A 19,457-nucleotide genomic window follows, 5' to 3' on the forward strand; every position below is an offset into this window, starting at 1 on the left:
ATGGATTAAATCGATTAAGTAGGAAAAATAGCCATGAATACAGCCGTGAATGTGAACGTCGTACATGAATCCGAAGCCCAGCGCCAACACGCCCGGGTCAAGATCCCAGCCAAGCTGCGCCTGCTCGACGAGCCGAATGCGCCGCTGGTGCGCATCGAAGATCTGTCCGCCGGTGGCCTGAGCTTCATCGCTCCGGGCCAGCGCCGCCTGACCGTCGGTGAAGTGATCAAGGGCCGCCTGCAGTTCCTGATCGACAACCTGGGCCTGGCCATGGACGTCGAGCTGCAAGTGCGCTCCATCGACACTTCCACCGGCCGCGCCGGTTGCCAGTTCCAGAATCTCGAAGCCCAGGACATCGCGACCCTGCGCCACCTGATCACCTCGCACCTGTCCGGCGATATCGTCAGCCTTGGTGAAGTACTCGCCACCCTGCAGCGCGACAACTTCACCAAGGCGCGCAAGGTCAAGGGCAACGACGGCGGCATGAGCATGGCCGGTCGCATCCGCGCCGTGGTGTTCAGCCTGGGGATCTTCATCGTGGGCCTGGCGGCCTTCGGCTTCATCTTCAAGACCGTTTACGGCCTGTATTTCGTCAGCCACGCCTCGGCCGGCCTGGTGTCGGTGCCGAGCATGGACGTGACCATGCCGCGTGAAGGCACCGTGCAGAGCCTGGTCGCGGTCAACAGCGACGCCGTCAAGGGCGCTCCGCTGGCCACCTTCAACACCAGCATGCTGGAAATGCTCAAGGGCAGCCTGACCGGCGAAGACCTGCAACCGGCCAAGATCGAAGAGCTGTACGGCAAGCAGATGAACGGCACCATGACCAGCCCATGTGATTGCGTCGTATCCCGTCAGCTGGTGCCGGACGGCCAGTTCGCTTCCAAGGGCCAGGTTGTCTTCCAACTGGTTCCACGCAATGCCCCGGCCACCGTTGAAGCGCGCTTCACTTATCGCCAGTTCAACGACGTCAAGCCAGGCACCCGCGTCAGCTTCCAGGTGGCCGGTGAAGACCGCACCCGTACCGGTGAAATCGTCAGCAGCGCCAACCTCAACGACGCCGATCTGGCAACCGACATCCGTGTACAGATCAAGCCTGACGAAAGCCTGAGCAGCTCGCTGGCCGGCCGTCCTGTCGAGGTGGTCAGCGACCGTGGTCCTTCGATCAACTGGCTGCTCGACAAAGCCATGGCTGCAGGAATGTAACCATGACCAGCCCACTACGACGCCTGTCGACCCCTACGCTATTGAGCCTCGCCGTTGCGATCGGCCTGAGCGGCTGTGCCGGCCTGCCCGATCAACGCCTTGCCAATGAAGCGCTGAAAAACGGCGACACCGCATTGGCCGAGCAAAACTATCGGCAGCTGGCGGACCTGGGCTACAGCGATGCACAGGTCGGTCTGGCCGATATTCAGGTCTCGACCCGTGACCCGGCGCAGCTCAAGGAAGCCGAGGCGACTTACCGCGCGGCCGCAGCCACTTCGCCACGGGCGCAATCGCGCCTGGGGCGCTTGCTGGCCGCCAAGCCCGACGCCACCGACGCCGAACGCCAGGAAGCCGAAACACTGCTCAAGCAGGCTTTCGCCAATGGCGAGTCCGGCACCCTGCTCTCGCTGGCCATGCTTTACCTGCAATACCCGCACAGCTTTCCAAACGTGAACGCGCAGCAGAAGATCGATCAATGGCGCGCCGAAGGGTATCCGGAAGCAGGTCTGGCCCAGGTGCTGCTGTTCCGCACCCAAGGCACCTACGACCAGCATCTGGACCAGGTCGAAAGCATCTGCAAGCAGGCGCTGGCGACCACCGATATCTGCTACGTCGAACTGGCCACGGTTTATCAGAAGCGTGGCCAGACCGAACAGCAGACCGCCTTGATCGAACAACTCAAGAGCGCTCACGCGGCAGGCCGCGTCGGCGCTCAACGGGTCGACAGCGTGGCCCGTGTGCTGGGCGATTCGCAGATCGGCACGCCGGACCCAAAAGCTGCACAGCAGTTGCTCGAAGGCATCGCACCGGGTTACCCGATTTCCTGGGTCACCCTGGCCAAACTGCTGTACGACTTCCCGGAGCTGGGCGACGTCGACAAGATGATGGAGTACCTGGACAACGGTCGTGCCGCGGACCAACCGCGCGCCGAACTGCTGCTGGGCAAGCTCTATTACGAAGGCAAGTGGGTCACGCCCGACGCCGTGAAGGCCGAGGAACATCTCAAGCGCGCCGCCGCGAGCGAAATTTCCGCTCATTACTACCTGGGGCAGATCTACCGTCGCGGTTATCTGGGCCAGGTCTATCCGCAGAAAGCCGTGGATGAACTGCTGATCGCCGCTCGCGGCGGCCAGAACAGCGCCGACTTCGCCATGGCGCAGCTGTTCTCCCAGGGCAAGGGCACCAAGCCTGACCCAGTCAACGCCTGGGTCTTCAGTCAGCTGGCGCTCGCCAACGAAACGCCGCAGGCCACTGAGCTTGCGCAGACGCTCAATACACAACTGCCGCCTGAAAAACTCGCCGTCGCCAAGGATCTGCTGGCCCGCGAGCAAAAAGTCCGGGGAGCTACCGCCAGCCAGAACGCGCTGGTGATGCAGTCCCTGCAAGAAGAAAAAGACGGTGAGGAAGCACTATGAAGTTGAAACCCTTGATGGCCGCCGGCATGGGCCTTGGCTTCACGCTGCTTTGGGCTTGCCCGACGCTGGCGGCACTGACGGAACAGCAGAACTTCGGCCTGGAAGTGAAAATCACCGCCCAGGCTGAAGATGACCGCGACCTGGGCACCCGTTCGAGTGGCGACGTCAACGGTCTGGGTCTCGACCTGCGCCCTTGGGTGTACGGCGAACGCGGTAACTGGAGCGCCTATGCCATGGGCCAGGTGGTCACCGCCACTGACACCATTCAGACCGACCCACTGGAGCAGACCACCACCGACGCCAACGGCGAAAGCGGCACCCAGGTTTCGCGCGGTAACGCCAGCGAACGCCAGGTCGACAAATCCTACGCGGCACTGCGGGAATTCTGGGTTGGCTACAGCGGCTTCACGCCCTACCCCGGCGAGCTGCTGAAAGTCGGTCGTCAGCGCCTGCGCAACGACGACGGCCAATGGCACGACGCCAATATCGAAGCCATCAACTGGACCTTCGACACCACCTTGCTGCGTGCCGAACTGGGCGCCGCCGAGCGCTTCAGCGAATACCGCACCGACCTGACCGAACTGGCTCCGGACGATGAAGACCGCCTGCACCTGTTCGGCGCCCTCAGCTACCAGTGGACTCCGGGCCACTGGGCCGGTATCCGCGCGCATCACAGCCAGGACGACGGCAAACTCAAGCGTACCGGCGAAGTGCTGGACGATCTGGACAAGACTGCCAACGGCGACCTGACCTGGCTCGGCCTGCAAGTGGACAGCGACGCCTACAACCGTCGCAACACCAACGCCATCAATTACTGGGGCAGCCTGACCTGGCTGACCGGCGACCGCGATGAGCTGGGTGTCAACTACGATCCGGCGACCCAGCAGTACCTGGCCGGCGAGAAGAACAGCCGCGACATGAATGGCTGGGCCACCGATCTGGGCCTGCGTTTGCGTCTCGACCCGCAATGGCAGGTCGGTGCCGCTTACTCCCGCGCCAGCAAGGACTACGTGCAGAACGGCCTGGAGAGCAACCGCTCGAACTGGACCGGCACCCGCTCGCGCATCCATCGCTTCGGCGAAGCGTTCCAGGGCGAAATGGCCAACGTGGAAACCGGCTCGCTGTTCGCCTCCTGGCAGATGAACGAGGAATACGACGCCTCGCTGATCTACCACAAGTTCCGTCGCGTGGACGGCAATTCCGGCATCGGTGGCGCAGGCGTCAACCCGAACCGCGAGATCTACGACGGCAACGGCATCTCCACCAATACCTTCAGCTCGCTGCCTCTGGAAGACGGCCGCAAGGATCTGGGTCAGGAGATGGACCTGGTGGTCACCAAGTATTTCAAGGGCGGCCTGCTGCCGGCGGCCTTGAGCCAGTCGATGGATGAACCCTCGGCCCTGGTGCGTCTGCGTGCAGGCGTGTTCAAGCCCGGCGACGCGTATCACAACGGCGTGGACGAATACATGCACCGCGCCATTGTCGACGTCATCTGGCGCTTCTGATGCGAACCGCCCAAGGAGTGCGATAGATGAACAGTCAATCAAGCAATGTGCGTAACCGCGCCCGCCCGCTGGCACTGCTGGAAAGCGCAGTGCTGAGCAGCGCGCTGTTGATGGCCAGCACTGCGGCGCTCGCCAACAGCCCGGTAGTGGCGGTGCCGCAACCCGGCGTGGTCAAGGAATTGCAGCAGGCCAAGACCTACTCCATCAGCAGTCCGTCGGCCGAACCGCTGGCGATGGAAAAGCCCACTCTGCCGGACTTGAGCGGCTACACCGCGGAAGCGGCGCTGAAGAAGATCGTGCGCACCAGGCCGGGCAAGGTCACCGTTTCCCGGATGATGGAAGAGACCGGGATGAAGGAATTCGTCGGCGGCGATAACAAGATGGCCGAATGGGTGGCGCGCCAGCGCGGCATCCCGCAGGCCATCATGATTTCCGACGGCTACGTGAGCCTGCAGGATCTGGCGAAAAAAGTGCCCAAGCAGTACCTGAGCGAAGTCTCGCCGGGTGTCTACATCGCGCGCCTGCCGATCCTGGTCAAGGAAACCGGCATCTTCGAGATCGACAAGCAGACCAAAGAGCTGCGTCTGTCCCAGGAAAAGGGTTCGTTCCTGGTCAGCGAAGGCAAGCTGCTGATCACTCACACCCAGGTCAACGCCTGGAGCGAGTCGCGCAACAGCCCGGCCACTTACCGCAAGCCCGACGAGTTCCGCCCGTTCCTGCTGACCTGGGGTGGCTCCGAAACCTGGATCGCCAACAGCAAGATGGCGAGCATGGGCTATGACCAGAGCAAGTCGTACGGCATCAGTATTTCGCAGTACACGCCCAACACCGCCAAGGTGCTCAAGCGTCCGGAACCGACCGGCTGGATCATCGATTCAGAGTTCTCCGATTTCTGGTACGGCTTCTACTGCTACGAAACCCGCGACTTCGTGGTCAAGGGCAACGTCTACCGCGACAACATCGTTTACGGCATCGACCCCCACGACCGTTCCCACGGTCTGATCATTGCCGAGAACGACGTCTACGGGACCAAGAAGAAGCACGGGATCATCATTTCCCGCGAAGTCGACAACAGCTTCATCTTTCGTAACAAGAGCCACAACAACAAGTTGTCCGGCGTGGTTCTGGACCGTAACAGCGTCAACAACATCGTCGCCTACAACGAGATTTATCAGAACCACACCGATGGCATCACCTTGTACGAGAGCGGCAACAACCTGCTCTGGGGCAACCGCGTGATCGCCAACCGTCGCCACGGTATCCGCGTGCGTAACAGCGTGAACATCAAGCTGTACGAGAACGTGTCCATGGCCAACGGCCTGATGGGCGTCTACGGGCACATCAAGGACCTGACCGATACCGACCGCGACATCGAACTCGACCCGTTCGACGCTCAGGTGTCGCTGATCGTGGTCGGCGGCGAATTGACCAGCAACGGCTCCGGCCCGCTGTCCATCGACTCGCCGTTGAGTGTCGAGCTGTATCGGGTGGCGATGCTGGCCCCGACCAAGGCCGCCGGCATCACTTTCAACGGTGTGCTGGGTGATCGTCAGGATGAAATCCTCGACTTGCTGGTTCGTCAGAAGAAAGCCGTATTGATCGATCCCGTAGAACGTCAGAGCGAGCTTCGGGAATGAGGAAGGGTATTGCTATGCACGCACAACTTATCAAATTACTGAGCCTTTCCAGCCTGACCGCAGCGCTCATGGCGGCGGCCGGTGCGGCGCGTGCCGACGATTCGCAGGCGCCGAGCTTCACCGCCGAGCCTTGCTGCCAGCTGTGCCCGGCGGCTCATGATGCGAAGAACTACGTCAGCCGCTACCAGCAGAACTTCACCACGCTGGTGCAGGCCGAAGGCGACTGGCTGTTCCGTACGCAGGAAGACTTGCGCACCGAATTCGACACCACGCCTGCCGGCTATCGCCGCATGAAAGAACTGCACGATGCGTTCAAGCGCAAGGGTGTGGAACTGGTGGTGGTGTATCAGCCGACCCGCGGCATGGTTGATCGCAACAAGCTGCTGCCGGCCGAGCGCAACAAATACGACTACGACAAGGCCCTGAAAAACTATCAGGCCATGCTCGGTCGCTTCAGCAAGATGGGCTACTGGGTGCCGGATCTGTCGCCGTTGACCAACGAGCAAAATGCCCACGATTTCTACTTCCGTGGCGACCAGCACTGGACGCCGTACGGCGCCCAGCGCACGGCCAAGATCGTGGCTGAAACCGTGAAGAAGATTCCCGGCTACAACGACATTCCCAAGCGTGAATTCGAAAGCAAGATCACCGGCCGCATGGGCAAGACCGGCACCCTGCACAACATGGCCGGCCAGTTGTGCGGCACCAGTTACGCCGTCCAGTACATGGACCAGTTCAGCACCGAGCCTAAAGGCGAAGCGGCGGATGGCGATCTGTTCGGCGATTCCGGCAACCCGGAAATCACCCTGGTCGGCACCAGCCACAGCGGCAAGAACTACAACTTCGGCGGCTTTCTCCAGGAATACATGAGCGCCGACGTGCTCAACGTAGCCTTCCCCGGCGGCGGTCTGGAAGGCGCGATGATCCAGTACCTGGGCAGCGAAGACTTCCAGCAGCGTCCGCCGAAGATTCTGATCTGGGAATTCTCGCCGCTGTATCGCCTGGACCAGGAAACCATCTACCGCCAGATGATGGCATTGCTGGACAACAACGGTTGCGAAGGCAAGCCGGCGGTCATGAGCGCCAGCACCACGCTCAAGCCGGGCAACAACGAAGTGCTGGTCAACGGCAAGAACGGCATCAAGGACATTCGCAACGGCAGCAACCAGATCGATATCCGCTTCGCCGATACCTCGGTGAAAACCCTTCAGGCCCGTCTCTGGTACATGAACGGTCGCCATGAAGACGTGAAGATCGAAAAACCCAACACCGCCGATACCGACGGACGTTTCGCCTTCCAGTTGCGCGAAGACGAAGACTGGGCCAACCAGCAGTTGCTGGCGCTCGAAATCCAGGGACCGGAGGCCGGCACCGCACCACAGAAAGTCGAAGCCAAAGTATGCAAGCGCAACGTGCTTCCTCGCGCTGCGCAACAGACCGCTCAAGCCGGACTATGAGGTGACCCATGCAGACTCCGAAACTGATTCGCCCTACCCTGCTGTCGATGGCAATCCTGTCGTCGATGGCCTGGGCAGCCGGCGCATCCGCCGCCGCGCCGCTGGTCCCGCCCAAGGGTTACGACGCGCCGATCGAAAAAGTGAAGACCGGTGACAGCGACTTCAAGTGCGACGCCGTGCCTGCGCCGTACACCGACAAGCTGGTGTTTCGCAGCAAGTACGAAGGCTCGGACAAGGCACGCGCCACGCTCAATGAAGAGTCGGAAAAGGCCTTTCGCGACGCGACCAAGGACATCACCAGCCTTGAGCGCGGCATCAGCAAAGTCGTCATGCAGTACATGCGCGACGGCCGCCCTGAACAGCTCGACTGCGCGCTGAACATGCTGACCACCTGGGCCAAGGCCGATGCGCTGGAGTCCAAGGACTTCAACCACACCGGCAAGTCCATGCGCAAATGGGCGCTGGGCAGCATGTCGTCGTCCTACCTGCGCCTGAAGTTCTCCGAGTCCAGGCCACTGGCCAATCGTCAGCAAGAGGCACAGGTCATCGAGGCCTGGTTCGCCAAGCTGGGCGAACAGGTGGTCAGCGACTGGAGCAACCTGCCGTTGGAAAAGGTCAACAACCATTCGTACTGGTCAGCGTGGTCGGTGATGGCAACCGCCGTCGCCACTGATCGCCGCGACTTGTTCGACTGGGCCGTGAAGGAATTCAAGGTCGCCGCCAATCAGGTGGACAAGGACGGTTTCCTGCCCAACGAAATGAAGCGTCGTCAGCGCGCCCTGGCTTACCACAACTACGCACTGCCGCCGTTGGCGATGATCGCCAGTTTTGCCCAGGCCAATGGCGTGGACCTGCGCCAGGAAAACAACGCCGCGCTCAAGCGTCTGGCGGATCGGGTCCTGGCCGGTGTGAAGGATCCGGACGAATTCGCATCGCGCGGTGGCGAGAAACAGGACATGGAAGATCTGAAGAAAGATCCGAAATACGCCTGGCTCGAACCGTACTGCTCGCTCTACAGCTGCAGCGCCGATGTGCTGGAACAGAAGCATGAGAAACAACCGTTCAAGACGTTCCGACTGGGCGGCGACCTGACCAAGGTCTTCGATCCGTCGCATGAAAAGGGCGACAAAAACGGTTCCTGATGAGTCAGGAACTTTTGTAGGAGCGAGCTTGCTCGCGATGGCGATTGGTCGACCAACACATCTGTTGCGAACGTACCGGCCTTTTCGCGAGCAAGCTCGCTCCTGCAAGACAGTGCTGTGATTGATTCACCCCCCATGATTTTCACGGGGGGTTTGGGGGGGCCTTGAGCCCTTGACTGTTGGACCTACGGAGAGATAAGGATGGTTTTCTCATCCAACGTGTTCCTGTTCTTGTTCCTGCCGATCTTCCTCGGCTTGTACTACTTGAGCGGACAACGCTATCGCAACCTGCTGCTGCTGCTCGCCAGTTACATCTTCTATGCCTGGTGGCGCGTGGACTTCCTGGCGCTGTTCATTGGCGTCACTGTCTGGAACTACTGGATCGGCCTGCAAGTGGGTGCCGCCGGAGTCAGGACCAAACCCGCACAGCGCTGGCTGCTGCTGGGCGTGGTCGTCGACCTGGGCATTCTGGGCTACTTCAAGTACGCCAACTTCGGTGTCGACAGCATCAACGCCGCCATGACCTCCATGGGTCTGGAGCCGTTCATCCTGACGCACGTGCTGTTGCCGATCGGCATCTCGTTCTACGTGTTCGAGTCCATCAGCTACATCATCGACGTGTATCGCGGTGATACGCCGGCGACTCGCAACCTGATCGACTTTGCTGCGTTCGTCGCAATCTTCCCGCACCTGATCGCCGGCCCCGTGCTGCGTTTTCGTGACCTGGCCGACCAGTTCAACAACCGCACGCACACGCTGGACAAGTTCTCCGAAGGCGCCACGCGATTCATGCAGGGCTTCATCAAGAAAGTGTTCATCGCCGACACCCTGGCGATCGTGGCCGACCATTGCTTCGCTCTGGAAAACCCGACCACGGGCGACGCCTGGCTGGGCGCACTGGCCTACACCGCGCAGCTGTACTTCGATTTCTCCGGTTACAGCGACATGGCCATCGGCCTGGGCCTGATGATGGGTTTCCGCTTCATGGAAAACTTCAAACAGCCTTACATCAGCCAGTCGATCACCGAATTCTGGCGCCGCTGGCACATCAGCCTCTCCACCTGGCTGCGTGACTACCTGTACATCACCCTGGGCGGCAACCGCGGTGGCAAGTTCGCCACCTACCGCAACCTGTTCCTGACCATGCTGCTCGGTGGTCTGTGGCACGGCGCCAATATCACCTACGTGATCTGGGGTGCGTGGCACGGTATCTGGCTGGCGATCGAGAAGGCGGTCGGCATCAACACCAAGCCTTACAGCTTCAATCCGATCCGCTGGGCGTTCACCTTCCTGCTGGTGGTAATCGGCTGGGTGATCTTCCGCGCCGAAAACCTGCACGTAGCCGGTCGCATGTACGGCGCGATGTTCAGCTTCGGCGAGTGGGAGCTGTCGGAACTCAACCGTGCCAGCCTCACCGGCCTGCAAGTGGCAACTCTGGTGGTGGCCTACGTAACCCTGGCGTACTTCGGTCTGCGTGACTTCTACCAGGGCCGCGATGCCGAAAACCGCAAGGCTGCCAAGGCCGACGGTCCGGCCACCGAGCAGCCCGGCACCATCAAGGCAGTGCCCGGCGACAATCCCGGCAGCCTGCACCTGCCCGGCTACACCGTCGGTGCCGAAGCCCAGGTGCAACCGGCTTACTGGGTAGCCGACTGGCCTCGCTACGCCATGCGCGCACTGATCCTGCTGCTGTTCATCGCTTCGATTCTCAAACTGTCGGCGCAAAGCTTCTCGCCGTTCCTTTACTTCCAGTTCTGAGGAAACTGACATGACCCGTTCATTACGAATCCTCTACATCGCCATCTTCCTGGGCCTGCTTCTGGTCCTGGGGATCTGGTCGCTGCGCAGCTTCGGCAGCTTCTCGACTTCGGCCGAAACCACGGTGCTCGACGGCAAGTGGACCAAGGCTGCGGAAACGCACTACGACGATGAGTTCCCGATCAAACGGTTGGGTACCAATCTCTGGGCGGCGCTGGACTACAAGCTGTTCAACGAAGGTCGTCCGGGCGTCGTGCTCGGCAAGGACCAGTGGTTGTACACCGATGAAGAGTTCGATGCCGTCGTCAACGCCGAACAGAACGAAGCGGACAACCTGGCGCTGATCCAGGGTGTACGCGACGCGCTGGAGGCCAAGGGCAGCAAGCTGGTACTGGCCATCGTTCCGGCCAAGACCCGCATGTACCCCGAGCACATTGGCGACAACAAGCCGGCCAGCCTGCACGTGGACCTGTACCAGCAGTTCCACGCCGAGGTGGCCAAGGCCGGGATCGTTGCTCCTGACCTGCTCGCTCCGCTGCAAGCGGCCAAGCAGAAAGGCCAGGTGTTCCTGCGCACCGACACGCACTGGACCCCGATGGGTGCCGAAGTGGCCGCGCAGCAACTGGGGCTGACCATCGCCGAGAAAACGCCGCTGCAAGGCGAGCCTGAGCAATTCGTGACCCAGGCCAAGGAAAGCGCTCCTTATAAGGGCGACCTGACCAATTTCCTGCCCCTGGACCCATTGTTCAGTAATTTGCTGCCAAAACCCGATACTTTGCAACAAATGAGCACCGATCTTGTCCAATCTGCACCAGCCGGAGACGACGCTCTTTTTGCCGACAGCGACGTGCCGGTCGGTCTGGTAGGTACCAGCTACAGCGCCAACCCGAACTGGAATTTCGTGGGGGCGCTGAAGCAGGCATTACGCAGCGACGTGGTCAATTACGCCGAAGACGGCAAAGGCCCGATCCTGCCGATGCTCAAGTACCTGCAGACCGATGCGTTCAAGAACTCGGCTCCCCAAGTGGTGATCTGGGAATTCCCTGAACGTTATCTGCCCGCTCACAACGACCTTGGCGAATTCGATCCGCAGTGGATCGCCGAGCTGAAGAAATCGCGTGACACCCAAGAAAACCTGGCTCTAAACGCCAAACAATCCGAGTCGCCCCAACGGGCGCAAAACTGAGAGGACTGCCCTTATGACCTTACAGAAAACTCCAAATCGTCTGGCTAAAAACCGTCTGTTCAAAACCTGCGCTATGGCTGCCGGCCTGAGCCTGATGTCCCTGCAAGCTTTTGCAGGCGACTCGGCCCTGTACGGCCCGACCGCACCGAAAGGCTCGACCTTCGTGCGTGTCTACAACGCCAGCAGCGCAGAGATCAGCGCCAGTGTCGGCAACACCAACCTGAACGAAGTCGCGCCTCTGGGCAGCACCGCGTTCAGCTTCATGCCGCAGGGCGACTACAGCGCCAAGCTGGGTAGCCAGACCGTGCCGGTAAAACTGGCAGGCGATCACTATTACACCCTGGTCAATCACGCCAGCGGCAAGCCGCAGCTGGTGGAAGAGCCGCCCTTCCGCAACAAGCAGAAGTCCCTGGTTCGTGTTCAGAACCTCAGCGACAAGTCACTGACTCTCAAAACCGCCGACGGCAAGACCGATGTGGTCAAGGCCGTGGCAGCCAAAGGCACCGGCGAGCGTGAAATCAACCCGGTCAAAGTCAGTCTGGCGCTGTACGACGGTGACAAGAAAGTCACCGATGTGAAACCCGTGGCACTGGAGCGTGGCGAAGCCGCTGTGCTCTACATCACCGGCAGTGGCAACAGCCTCTCGCCAGTGTGGGTCAAGCCACCGGTCGCTACCCGCTAAACGGATTGGATCGGCCGGCCCGCGCACCTGCGCGGGCCTGGCCGACGCGGAACAAGAACGACAAAGAAACGCTAGAAACGACGTACAGCCCTTATTGAATGCTATTGGAGAAACAAAATGATTCCAGTGATCTTGTCAGGCGGTAGCGGTTCACGACTCTGGCCGCTTTCACGCAAGCAATTCCCGAAACAGTTCCTGGCACTGACCGGCGACCATACCCTCTTCCAGCAGACCCTCGAGCGTCTGGTGTTCGACGGCATGCAGAAGCCGATCGTGGTCTGCAACAAGGAACACCGTTTCATCGTCACCGAGCAACTGGCGGCCCTGAACCTGGAAACCCAGGCCATCCTGATGGAGCCCTTCGGCCGTAACACCGCCCCGGCGGTTGCCCTGACCGCGATGAAGCTGGTCAACGATGGCAACGACGGCCTGATGCTGGTCCTGCCGGCTGACCACGTGATCGAAGATCAGAAAGCCCTGCAACGCGCACTGGCCCTGGCCACCGTGGCTGCCGAGCGTGGCGAGATGGTGCTGTTCGGTGTGCCGGCCAACAAGCCGGAAACCGGTTATGGCTACATCAAGTCCACTGCCGACGCCCTGCTGCCGGAAGGTGTGAGCCGCGTATCGCAGTTCGTCGAGAAGCCGGACGAAGTTCGTGCGGCCGAATTCGTCGACGCCGGTGGTTACTACTGGAACAGCGGCATGTTCCTGTTCCGTGCCAGCCGCTTCCTGGAAGAGCTGAAAAAGCACGATCCGGACATCTACGACACCTGCATGCTGACGCTGGAGCGCAGCGTCCACGACGGCGACGCCATCGAAATCGACGCTGCCACCTTCGCCTGCTGCCCGGATAACTCCATCGACTACGCCGTCATGGAAAAAACCCAGCGCGCCTGCGTCGTGCCGCTTTCGGCAGGCTGGAGCGATGTGGGCTGCTGGTCGTCGCTGTGGGAAGTCAACGAGAAAGACAGCAACGGCAACGTCACCAAAGGCGACGTGGTCATTCAGGACAGCCGCAATTGCATGATTCACGGCAACGGCAAACTGGTTTCCGTGATCGGCCTGGACAACATCGTGGTCGTCGAAACCAAGGACGCCATGATGATCGCCCACAAGGACAAGGTCCAGGGCGTCAAGCAGATGGTCAACACGCTCAACGAGCAAGGCCGTACCGAGACCCAGAACCACCTCGAAGTCTATCGTCCGTGGGGTTCCTACGATTCGGTCGACATGGGCGGTCGCTTCCAGGTCAAGCGCATTTCGGTCAAACCGGGTGCGTGCCTGTCGCTGCAGATGCACCACCACCGCGCCGAACACTGGATCGTGGTATCGGGTACCGCTCAGGTCACCTGCGACGAGAACGTGTTCCTGCTGACTGAAAACCAGTCCACCTACATCCCGATCGCCTCGGTTCACCGCCTGAAAAATCCGGGCAAGATCCCGTTGGAAATCATCGAAGTGCAATCGGGCAGCTACCTGGGCGAAGACGATATCGAGCGTTTTGAAGATATCTACGGTCGTTCCGGCGCGCTGGAAGCGGGCGTGAAGACGCAGACTATCGCGCGCTGATAGCGCTGCAAGCGGCAAGCGGCAAGCCCTGACCCTCAACACCCTTCTGCGTATCCCCATCCGCAGAAGGGTGTTGAGGGTTTTTTATTCCCTGCATCTTCACCCTCTCCAGCGGAAGACGCCGGCATTCGAGAACACCTTATCGCAGCGCCGTAAACTATTAGTCACCCGGCTGGCATCTCCGTCCCAAGCCCTGGATCAAAGCTATTGGTCAAGCGTCTGCCCCAATCCGAGGCTTCGTTCAGCGCACCTATGCGGCTAAAAGCCCGAATACCTTGGAAGGCGGGAAGTCGAAGTCTCTTGCGCCTCAAGCTGCTTACACACTGCGGCCTATCTGGTTTTTACTGACGATAATCATGCTATTTTCCGGCGCTTGGGTTCTGGCCCTCCCCGATTCAGCTGCTTTGTTCTTTGCGCTTTTAAGGCCACCAGTGCGGCCGGAACCTCCGAAGACATGACAAATGCAGCATAGGTATCCGCGTTTAGTCGCATTAACGAAGTACGAACATTTGGATCAAGAAATGCTTCAGTCCGACTTTCTGCCGTGTCAAGGCCAGCACGCAGAGACTGCATGGCATGTTTATAGCCGGCAGCGTCAAAGCTTGCCTCATCCGGTGCACTAGCCGACAGATCTTGTAAAGACTTTCTAATCTCCTTTGACCACACCTTTACCTGTTCCGGGGTGACTATGGTTTCCAGTGGAAGAGGATCATGATAGTAAACATCAACCGTTCCACTAGCGGCATGGGACGCTTCATGAATAAACGTAAAAGCGGTCAGGAGTACGTTTGATTTTTCCAGGAAATCTCTGGATATTCGCATCCCTACATACGTTCTATCGTAGTCAGTTGTTACGCCTGTCTCGGCCTGACGCGCGTCTGCAAAATCGTAAAGATGGAGAGTTTCTGCCATTTCGGGCTCAAGAAGGGATGATAAGAAATTTGCTTGATCAATCAACTCTGCTCGTACGCCCGCGACGGTAAACTTCTTCAATTCCAGCGACAGGTCCTCACCAAACGTTGCGGAAAAAGCTTCTGAAACAGCGTAACCGGGGCGCTCGCGTCCTAGCTCTGCGGCAGTAATTTTCAACAGAAGGACCGACATATCAAGAGCCTCCCTCATCTTGGCTTGCTGCGGCTGAGTAAAATTAGAAAAGCCCGTTGCAACCACCACATCCTGGGGGTGTGCCCCTTCGCTGTCGAAATACCGTAGGGGTGAATTGCGAACAAAGCGGTACAGATTCAACCCATCCACCGCTCCCGCCGGGTCCGGGTTGATCCACCTCTGCAGCCACGGCGCGTAGTACCTGAAACCGTAGTAATACAACCCGGTTCCATCCCGCTCCTTGCCGGAATAGCGCACGGTTTTATAGCTTGCCTCAACGGCATTGCGCCCGGCCCACCATGAAGTCCCGCCGTACGGGTAGTAACTTTCCTGGCTGATGATCTGCGCCTGAGCATCCAGTTCCAGGGTGCTGGAACCCAAGTGGTCGTTCAGGCTATAGCGGACCTGGTCGTTGCTTACGTCAGGGGGCTTTGCGGCTTGCCAGTGCAGCACCCGCACGCCATTGCGTCCGGCCTGCGTGGTGATGACCTGCAAGGTTTCACCGCTGGCAGTATCGGTACGGATCTCCAGGCCCGGCAGGTAACGCACTTCTGCCACATGAGTGACCGCCTTGGCCTGGGTCGTGCGCACTTTGCGCAGGCGCTGGCCCCTGCCGTCATAGAGATAACGCTCGCTGTCGTCGGCGCCGGATTCGCGCACCACCGGCCGCACGTCCTGCAACTGATTGCGCAGGTTCCAGCTCAGCACTTGGCCGGGTTGCAATTGCAGCAGGTTGCCGTTGGCGTCGAACGCTGCAGCGATGGCGTCTTCATCGGGCGGTTGGTTGTTGATCACCGGCAGGCTGCGATTGCTGGACCTGGCGGTGACGAAAGTCCGGGTGTGGTTTTGCGAGCCGACATGGGTCAGCTGCTGCAGGTTGCCGCCAGCGTCGTATTGATAGGTCTGTGTATAGTTCGCCAGTTGCGCAGGGTCGGGCGGGCTTTGGAAATCCGCAAACACCGGCCCGTGATTGACCGTTGCCAGTTCCCGGCCGGTCGCCTCGATCAATTGGTAGAGCGTGTCGTAACGGTAAGTCGAGACCGGCTCGATGCGTTGATTGGCGAAGTATCGAATGGGCTGGGCGCGGTCTTCGATGCGCGTCACATTGCCGACCGGGTCGTAGTCGTAACTAAAGTCCTGCAATAACTCGCCGCTGCTGCGTACCGCTTTCAACTCAAGCAGGCGACCATCTCTGGCGTCATACCGGGCTGTGGTGACAACGCCGTTGCCCGCCGATTGCGCCTCGACCCGGTTGTGCGCGTCGTAGCGAATATCACCGACCAGGATTTGCGGTGCCCGGCCGGCAAGTTGCAACCGCTGTTCTTTCAACAGACCGGCAACGGTATAGACCGATGTCTGGAGGTGACCTTGGGCATCGGTCTGGTCGACGACTTCGCCAAACGGGTCAAGCGTCCAGTGCGTGGTCGCGCCCTCGCCGGGTTCCAGCAAGGCATCCCGATCAGCCACAGGCTCGGGCCAGTCGGGTACATCGAGGTCGCGCAAGAAGTGCCTGATCTGTCGGGTAACGTTACCGGTCAGGCTGAACTCGGCATTCAGGCCGGTACCCGCCGGGTCATCATGACGGATCAACTGACCGCACTGGTTATGCTCGGCTGAGTCCGGACCGCCATAGCTCAGGCGTGCCACGCAGCGCCGGTTCTCGAATACGGCCGTCGGGCGCAGCCATGCGTCGTAATACGTGCGCCATAGCGTACCGCGGCCGTCCCAACCCTCAGCCGCCTGCCCGCCCTCGCCCGGCAACTCCAGACGCCAACCGGCGTCCACGCTGTCGCTGAGCAGAACCCGGCCGCTGAGGGAATACATCACGCTCAGGTTGGGCGCTGCGTGATCGGCCCACAACCTGGAATCCCACTGGCTGACCGCTCGGCCTGCGGCATCGAAAGCCGTGCGATGAGTCCGGGCCTGCGCCTCTTCGGCGACATCTCGACGGCAAAAGGCGACCGTAGCGCATGCAAGACTGCGAGGGTCCAGCAGGTGCAAGTGCGGGGTATGCCAATGCAAAGCAGCGGATCGACCATCCATGGTTACCGTCGTCCCTGATTCGTCCTTTTTTCAAGGTTAGTTGTGCACTGCGGCTGCGCCAGACCGGGCGAGCGACAGCCGATGGATGGCCCGCAGCCTGGAGAATGACTAGCGGTTTCCCCATCAGCCATCCAGCCCGGCATAAAAAACTTCATGTTTATTGACAACTCTCGGGCAGCCCTGATTACACGGTACTTGCAACTTAAAACTATCAAACGGACAACTTCGTTCAAAAGGATTTATAAATGAACATGCTTATCGAAGCGCTTGCCTCCCATCCTGCAATCCATCATCAACTTCCCGTTCCGCGAGTGGTTGAAGCAGCCGGCCAGGTAATCGACCTGAACAAGCCCTTCTCTCTGGAACTTCCCGCCATCATCTCCGACTCTTACACGGACGTTTTGCTGGTGTTTCTGAACGCCGATGGCAGTTACAGCCCGCAGGCCGTGGTGCATGGCCAGGCGGTCTCTAATGTTCCGACCCAAGGCACGGTCGATAACCGCCAGCTCTCCCCGCCATTCAACAACCACCATACCGCCCTCATTCAATGTTTCATTCGGGTACGGCAGACCGATATCTGGCTGCGCACGCCAGATTCCGTAACGTACACCCTGCGCACATGACTCTGAATTCGCAGGAACGAACTTTCCCGCAAGAGCTTTGTGGCGGACGACATACAGACCGCGCATGGGATGCACCTGTCTCTTCGTGAACCAGTTCGCTTCTACAACAGTGCCGCTGGTCGGGACCTGTCAGAAATGACAGTTCCCACCTGAGTGCAACCACACTTAGGCTGCACTGGACGCCTGCCAGACATGATCGATTGCATCTCGACACGTTGAGACTCGCCGCGGCGGCCGCAACAACCGGGCGGGCTAGCCGCGACGAGACTGTTATCTACATCAAAAGGATCTGCCCAATGCCAACTTACGACGAGTTTCTTACCGGCGACATGGTGATCGACAATCGACTGCCGACTCCTCGGGTTATCGAAGCCACCGACGACGTCATCAACCTGGACGCCCCCTTCACCCTGGAAATGCCGGCTGTGAGCGCGGCCACCTACAGCAGCGTCCTGCTGGTCTTCGCCAACGCCGATGGCGGCCCTTATCCTTGCGCCATGGTCGAAGGTCAGGTGATCGATGGCGTGCCGGTTCAGGGGGTGGTGGAGAACGACAGCCTCGATCCGCCATTCGACCGAGATCAGACCGCTGTGCTGAGAGGTTTTTTGCGTATGCGACAGCCTGACGTCTGGGTTCGTACACCCGATTCCCCTCACTACACCTTTTAAGGTTTCCCGCTGCAACGGATGTCACGACCAGATCTCGCCCCCGGCTCGGTACCTCAGCCTGCCGGGCGAGGTCTTTGCCCCTGTCCATTGGCAACCCACCCTCCGCTTTCTGTACGATGTTCGCTTCTCCTCCAACGAGACGCGACTCATGTTCATAGGCGTGCTGCTGATCCTGACCTGGCTGATCCTGCTGTTGCGCTATCCAGCCAAGGCGTTGCCGGTGTCGCTGGCTGCGGTGGTCGGACTGGGTATCGTCGCGGCCGTGGTGATCTGGCAGGACAGCCGCGAGACGCACCAGCTGGAGCGCCTGGATATCCGCCTGGGCTACGCGCCTCAATCCTGCCCCGCCGACCGGCCGTTGCAGGTGCAGATCATCAACACCAATCCGGTTCCGCTTGGCGAGTTGCGCTGGCGAATAGCGGCCTATGCGCCGGGTGACACGGTGAACCTGGCCGACAACACCTACACTTCCGCGCGGTACCGCGGCCCCGGCGCGCTGCAGGCTGGCGCGCAGTGGCAGGACTGCGTGCCGCTGCCGGCCCTGCGCAACGGTTACCGCCCGCAAACCCTGGAATTTCGTGCCGAACACCTGCAAGGCAGTTTCTCGGACTGATCCTCAAACCGCCACAAAGGTGCCCACTCCATGCCCATCGCTCTCATCACAGGCTGTTCAAGCGGCATCGGCCGCGCACTGGCCGACGCATTCAAAGCCACCGGCTATGAAGTGTGGGCCACGGCCCGCCGGCCCGAAGATGTCGCGGCCCTGAGCGCTGCAGGTTTCATCGCGGTGCGGCTGGACGTCAACGACAGCCTGGCGTTGGAGCAACTGGCCGCGTCCCTGGCACATGGCGGCCTGGACGTGCTGATCAATAACGCCGGCTATGGCGCAATGGGGCCATTGCTCGACGGCGGCGTCGAAGCCATGCAGCGCCAATTCGAAACCAACGTATTTTCGGTTGTTGGCGTCACCCGCGCGCTATTCCCGGCACTGCGGCGCAACAAGGGGCTGGTAATCAATATCGGCAGCGTTTCGGGCGTGCTGGTGACGCCCTTTGCCGGCGCCTACTGCGCGTCGAAAGCCGCCGTGCATGCGCTGTGCGATGCCTTGCGTCTGGAGCTGGCTCCGTTCGGGATGCAGGTGATGGAAGTGCAGCCCGGCGCGATCGCGTCGAGTTTCGCCAGGAACGCCAGTGATCAGGCCGAGCAGTTGATCAACGAGCAAAGCCCGTGGTGGCCCTTGCGCGAAGGCATCCGTGCGCGGGCCAGGGCGTCCCAGGACAACCCGACGCCGGCCACGGATTTTGCCGCCGACGTATTGAAAGCCGCCCAACAAGCCAACCCGCCCCGCCTGCTGCGCCTGGGCAACGGCTCACGAGCACTGCCGCTGCTGGCGCAGTGGCTGCCCAAGGGGCTACTGGACAAGGTGCTGAGCAAGCGGTTTGGGTTGAACACTTCGTTGTAATCA

Annotated in this window: 15 protein-coding genes; 14 read left to right on the forward strand and 1 reads right to left on the reverse strand. The window is 60.4% G+C overall.

The annotated features are described in order from the left end of the window. The first annotated feature begins 33 nt into the window (after window positions 1–33). The 10 genes from EGJ27_RS10010 (at window position 34) to EGJ27_RS10055 (ending at window position 13,554) form a co-directional block, all read left to right on the forward strand. Window positions 34–1,203, forward strand: a complete 1,170-nt coding sequence (locus tag EGJ27_RS10010; protein ID WP_125830561.1) for an alginate biosynthesis protein Alg44 — start codon at window positions 34–36, stop codon at window positions 1,201–1,203. A 2-nt stretch (window positions 1,204–1,205) separates the two neighbouring features. Continuing rightward, window positions 1,206–2,618 carry an alginate biosynthesis TPR repeat lipoprotein AlgK gene (gene algK / locus EGJ27_RS10015; protein WP_125830562.1) on the forward strand — a complete coding sequence of 471 codons (1,413 nt, stop codon included), beginning with the start codon at window positions 1,206–1,208 and terminating at the stop codon, window positions 2,616–2,618. Continuing rightward, the gene (locus EGJ27_RS10020; protein ID WP_125830563.1) at window positions 2,615–4,123 is read left to right on the forward strand and encodes an alginate export family protein; all 1,509 of its coding nucleotides are present in this window, start codon (window positions 2,615–2,617) and stop codon (window positions 4,121–4,123) included. Before algK ends, EGJ27_RS10020 begins: the two co-directional genes overlap by 4 nt. A gap of 26 nt (window positions 4,124–4,149) precedes the next feature. Then, window positions 4,150–5,760 carry a mannuronan 5-epimerase AlgG gene (algG, locus tag EGJ27_RS10025; protein ID WP_125830564.1) on the forward strand — a complete coding sequence of 537 codons (1,611 nt, stop codon included), beginning with the start codon at window positions 4,150–4,152 and terminating at the stop codon, window positions 5,758–5,760. A 14-nt stretch (window positions 5,761–5,774) separates the two neighbouring features. Then, window positions 5,775–7,217 carry an alginate biosynthesis protein AlgX gene (locus EGJ27_RS10030; protein WP_125830565.1) on the forward strand — a complete coding sequence of 481 codons (1,443 nt, stop codon included), beginning with the start codon at window positions 5,775–5,777 and terminating at the stop codon, window positions 7,215–7,217. An 8-nt stretch (window positions 7,218–7,225) separates the two neighbouring features. Beyond that, a complete protein-coding gene (locus EGJ27_RS10035) occupies window positions 7,226–8,359 on the forward strand; it encodes a mannuronate-specific alginate lyase (RefSeq protein ID WP_125830566.1) in 1,134 nt (377 codons plus the stop codon). 201 nt (window positions 8,360–8,560) lie between these two features. Then, window positions 8,561–10,117, forward strand: a complete 1,557-nt coding sequence (locus tag EGJ27_RS10040; protein ID WP_125830567.1) for an MBOAT family protein — start codon at window positions 8,561–8,563, stop codon at window positions 10,115–10,117. A 10-nt stretch (window positions 10,118–10,127) separates the two neighbouring features. Next, window positions 10,128–11,303, forward strand: a complete 1,176-nt coding sequence (locus EGJ27_RS10045) for an alginate O-acetyltransferase (protein ID WP_125830568.1) — start codon at window positions 10,128–10,130, stop codon at window positions 11,301–11,303. Window positions 11,304–11,316: 13 nt separating this feature from the next. Continuing rightward, window positions 11,317–11,985, forward strand: coding sequence for an alginate O-acetyltransferase AlgF (locus EGJ27_RS10050; RefSeq protein WP_125830569.1), 669 nt, complete (start codon window positions 11,317–11,319; stop codon window positions 11,983–11,985). A gap of 117 nt (window positions 11,986–12,102) precedes the next feature. Beyond that, window positions 12,103–13,554: a mannose-1-phosphate guanylyltransferase/mannose-6-phosphate isomerase gene (locus EGJ27_RS10055; protein ID WP_125830570.1), complete on the forward strand. Its 1,452-nt coding sequence runs from the start codon at window positions 12,103–12,105 to the stop codon at window positions 13,552–13,554. A 354-nt stretch (window positions 13,555–13,908) separates the two neighbouring features. Here EGJ27_RS10055 and EGJ27_RS10060 read toward each other — a convergent pair whose 3' ends face one another. Further along, window positions 13,909–16,701, reverse strand: a complete 2,793-nt coding sequence (locus EGJ27_RS10060) for an RHS repeat domain-containing protein (RefSeq protein ID WP_125830571.1) — start codon at window positions 16,699–16,701, stop codon at window positions 13,909–13,911. Window positions 16,702–16,946: 245 nt separating this feature from the next. Between EGJ27_RS10060 and EGJ27_RS10065 the strand changes: the two genes are divergently transcribed. The 4 genes from EGJ27_RS10065 to EGJ27_RS10080 all read left to right on the forward strand — a co-directional run bounded on the left by EGJ27_RS10065 (window position 16,947) and on the right by EGJ27_RS10080 (window position 19,454). Beyond that, a complete protein-coding gene (locus EGJ27_RS10065; protein WP_125830572.1) occupies window positions 16,947–17,324 on the forward strand; it encodes a hypothetical protein in 378 nt (125 codons plus the stop codon). A gap of 296 nt (window positions 17,325–17,620) precedes the next feature. Further along, the gene (locus tag EGJ27_RS10070) at window positions 17,621–17,992 is read left to right on the forward strand and encodes a hypothetical protein (RefSeq protein ID WP_125830573.1); all 372 of its coding nucleotides are present in this window, start codon (window positions 17,621–17,623) and stop codon (window positions 17,990–17,992) included. A 148-nt stretch (window positions 17,993–18,140) separates the two neighbouring features. After that, the gene (locus EGJ27_RS10075) at window positions 18,141–18,605 is read left to right on the forward strand and encodes a multidrug transporter (RefSeq protein WP_125830574.1); all 465 of its coding nucleotides are present in this window, start codon (window positions 18,141–18,143) and stop codon (window positions 18,603–18,605) included. Between the two features lie 30 nt (window positions 18,606–18,635). Then, window positions 18,636–19,454, forward strand: a complete 819-nt coding sequence (locus tag EGJ27_RS10080; RefSeq protein ID WP_125830575.1) for an SDR family oxidoreductase — start codon at window positions 18,636–18,638, stop codon at window positions 19,452–19,454. Window positions 19,455–19,457 lie beyond the last annotated feature (3 nt).

The sequence above is a fragment of the Pseudomonas sp. v388 genome (genome assembly GCF_003935425.1).
In the GTDB taxonomy this organism is placed as follows: Bacteria; Pseudomonadota; Gammaproteobacteria; order Pseudomonadales; family Pseudomonadaceae; genus Aquipseudomonas.

Coding starts and splice junctions, on each gene's coding strand:
- algG (WP_125830564.1), top strand. CDS start 4,150: ATGAACAGTCAATCAAGCAATGTGCGTAACCGCGCCCGCCCGCTGGCA.
- EGJ27_RS10075 (WP_125830574.1), top strand. CDS start 18,141: ATGTTCATAGGCGTGCTGCTGATCCTGACCTGGCTGATCCTGCTGTTG.
- algK (WP_125830562.1), top strand. CDS start 1,206: ATGACCAGCCCACTACGACGCCTGTCGACCCCTACGCTATTGAGCCTC.
- EGJ27_RS10065 (WP_125830572.1), top strand. CDS start 16,947: ATGAACATGCTTATCGAAGCGCTTGCCTCCCATCCTGCAATCCATCAT.
- EGJ27_RS10070 (WP_125830573.1), top strand. CDS start 17,621: ATGCCAACTTACGACGAGTTTCTTACCGGCGACATGGTGATCGACAAT.
- EGJ27_RS10040 (WP_125830567.1), top strand. CDS start 8,561: ATGGTTTTCTCATCCAACGTGTTCCTGTTCTTGTTCCTGCCGATCTTC.
- EGJ27_RS10050 (WP_125830569.1), top strand. CDS start 11,317: ATGACCTTACAGAAAACTCCAAATCGTCTGGCTAAAAACCGTCTGTTC.
- EGJ27_RS10080 (WP_125830575.1), top strand. CDS start 18,636: ATGCCCATCGCTCTCATCACAGGCTGTTCAAGCGGCATCGGCCGCGCA.
- EGJ27_RS10035 (WP_125830566.1), top strand. CDS start 7,226: ATGCAGACTCCGAAACTGATTCGCCCTACCCTGCTGTCGATGGCAATC.
- EGJ27_RS10010 (WP_125830561.1), top strand. CDS start 34: ATGAATACAGCCGTGAATGTGAACGTCGTACATGAATCCGAAGCCCAG.
- EGJ27_RS10060 (WP_125830571.1), bottom strand. CDS start 16,701: ATGGATGGTCGATCCGCTGCTTTGCATTGGCATACCCCGCACTTGCAC.
- EGJ27_RS10020 (WP_125830563.1), top strand. CDS start 2,615: ATGAAGTTGAAACCCTTGATGGCCGCCGGCATGGGCCTTGGCTTCACG.
- EGJ27_RS10055 (WP_125830570.1), top strand. CDS start 12,103: ATGATTCCAGTGATCTTGTCAGGCGGTAGCGGTTCACGACTCTGGCCG.
- EGJ27_RS10030 (WP_125830565.1), top strand. CDS start 5,775: ATGCACGCACAACTTATCAAATTACTGAGCCTTTCCAGCCTGACCGCA.
- EGJ27_RS10045 (WP_125830568.1), top strand. CDS start 10,128: ATGACCCGTTCATTACGAATCCTCTACATCGCCATCTTCCTGGGCCTG.